Source organism: Massilia sp. (genome assembly GCF_032106685.1).
In the GTDB taxonomy this organism is placed as follows: Bacteria; Pseudomonadota; Gammaproteobacteria; order Burkholderiales; family Burkholderiaceae_D; genus Telluria.
Map to the genome: position 1 here is coordinate 1 of NZ_DAMCPG010000092.1, position 2,320 is coordinate 2,320.

General features: G+C 64.1%; 2 protein-coding genes. One reads left to right on the forward strand and one right to left on the reverse strand.

Annotated features, from left to right (window positions below; genetic code table 11):
- Window positions 1-1,896, forward strand: a 1,896-nt coding sequence (locus tag RT688_RS23670) for a penicillin acylase family protein (RefSeq protein WP_313707268.1), incomplete at its 5' end; no start/stop codon positions are given.
- Between the two features lie 142 nt (window positions 1,897-2,038).
- On the opposite strand, the gene RT688_RS23675 is transcribed toward RT688_RS23670, so the two are convergent.
- Window positions 2,039-2,320: hypothetical protein (locus tag RT688_RS23675; protein ID WP_313707269.1), on the reverse strand; the 282-nt coding region annotated here is incomplete at its 5' end.

The following is a 2,320-nucleotide window of genomic DNA, read 5'->3' on the forward strand; positions in this document are numbered from 1 at the left end:
CCGGCCGCCTGCGCCAATGCCAAATGGGTGCGGCCGATCACGCTCGACGACATGTACCTGGTCATGGGGGAGAAGGCCCTGCACGCCTCGGGCCAGGTGTTCTCGAAAGAGTTCGTCGCCGCCGGCCGCACGCCGGGCAGCCCGGTCAGCCTGGCCAAGGCCGCGCCGCGCAAGGTCGATTCCTCCTTCCTTGTCGCGCGGCTCGACAAACTCCATACCCAGGGCATCGGCAGCAATGCGCTGGCCGTCGGCAAGGATTTATCAAGCAGCGGCCGTGGCTTGTTGCTGGGCAACCCGCACTATCCCTGGACCACCACCGACCGCTTCTACCAGGCGCACCTGACGGTGCCGGGCCGCTACGACGCGATGGGCGTGATCATCGGCGGCGTTCCCGCCATCGTCATCGGCTTCAATAAAGACATCGCCTGGAGCCACACCGTCACCACGGCGATCCACTTCACCACCTTCCGGCTGGCGCTGGATCCGGGCGACGCCACCGGCACCACCTACATGGTCGACGGCGAACGCCAGAAGATGACCAGCAAAACGGTGACGGTCGACGTGCTGGCGGCGGATGGTTCGGTCCAGAAGCGCAGCAAGACCTTCTATTTCAGCAAGCATGGCGCCGTCATCGTCAAGCCGGAAGCGGGCATGACCTGGACGTCGAGTGCAGCCTATGTGCTGGCCGACCCGAACCGCAACAACACCCGCATGCTCGAGCAATGGCTGGGCATCGGCACCGCCAACAGCGTGCAAGCGCTGAAGGCCTCGCTCGACAAGGTGGTCGGCCTGCCCTGGGTGAACACGATCGCGGCCGACCGCAACGGCAACGCTTTATATGCGGACGCCAGCGTGGTGCCGCACATGAATGCCGACAAGTTCGCCAACGGCTGCCTGCTGCTGCAGGCGGCGCTGCTGTTCGACGGTTCGCGCAGCAGCTGCGGCTGGGGCCAGGACCCGGGCGCGCCCGCCGGCATCTATTCGCCGGCCACGGCGCCGTGGATGATCCGCACCGACTACGTCGGCAATTCGAACGACAGCTACTGGCTCTCCAATCCGAAGCAGTTGTTGACCGGCCCGGCGCCGCTCGGCTTCTCGCCGCTGTATGGCCGGACCAATGTCGAGCAAAGCCTGCGCACCCGCATCGGCTTCCTCCAGTTCGAAGAGATGATCGCCCGCAAGGGCAAGCTGAACCTCGCCGACATCCAGGAGCTGGCTTTCGCCAACCGCCTGTACGCGGCCGAGCTGGTGCTGCCCGAGCTGCTGCCGGCCTGCGCCGCAAGCGGCGATGCGCTGGTGGTCCAGGCCTGCGGCGTACTCGGCGCCTGGGACCGCCGCGTGAACCTCGACAGCCGCGGCGCCGTCCTGTTCCGCGAGTTCTGGAATACGGCAGCCGGCATTCCCAACAAGTGGGCGGTGCCGTTCAACCCGCTCGATCCGGTGCATACCCCTTACGGTGTCGCGCCGACTGCCATCCCCGCCATGCTGGCCGCCCTGAAGAATGCCGCCGTCAAGCTGCAATCGTTCGGCATTGCGCTCGACGGCCGTCTCGGCGACTACCAGGTCGAGCCGCGCAACGGCGTGCGCATCGCCCTCCATGGCGGCGTCGGCAATGTCGACGGCTCCTATAACTCGCTCACCATGCGTAATCCGCTGGGCGCCGGGGGCTACGAGGGTGTGCACTGGGGGCAAAGCTATATCCAGACCGTCACGTTCGACGAGCAAGGACCGGTAGCCCAGGCCATGCTGACCTATGGCCAGTCGGTCGACCCGACATCGCCCTGGTACGCCGACCAGGTGCAGGTGTTCTCGCGTAAGGAGTGGCCGGCGCTGCCGTTCACGCCCGAAAAGATCCGGGCCGACCCGGGCTATGCGCGGGTAACGCTGAAGGAATAATGGGTCGTCGCGAGGAGCGCCGGTTCGCGAAGCGCGAATCGACGCACACGTAGAGTGGGCACTCGAGCCCACGCGTTCTGACCGCTTGCGCAGCGACGAACTTTCGTCGTTCCGTAGGGTGGACACCTGTGTCCACGCTGTCTCATCGCTCGCACCCAGACAGCCCTTGCGAAGTGCCACGCGCTTTGCTATAGTTCGCCCCCGCTTCGGCGCTGCTGCAAACCTCAACGAAATCAAGTAGTTGATGTGGCAACAGAAAACTCAGGAAACTGAGCTGAAGCAAACAAGGGGTTGACGAGTATCGCGAAACACTGCATAATCTCATCTTCTGCTGCTGACGAACAAAACGATTCGCAAAGCGCAGCAAGGCAGTACAGAACAACGGTTCTTTAACAATTAACAGTCGATAAGTGTGGGCGTTTGA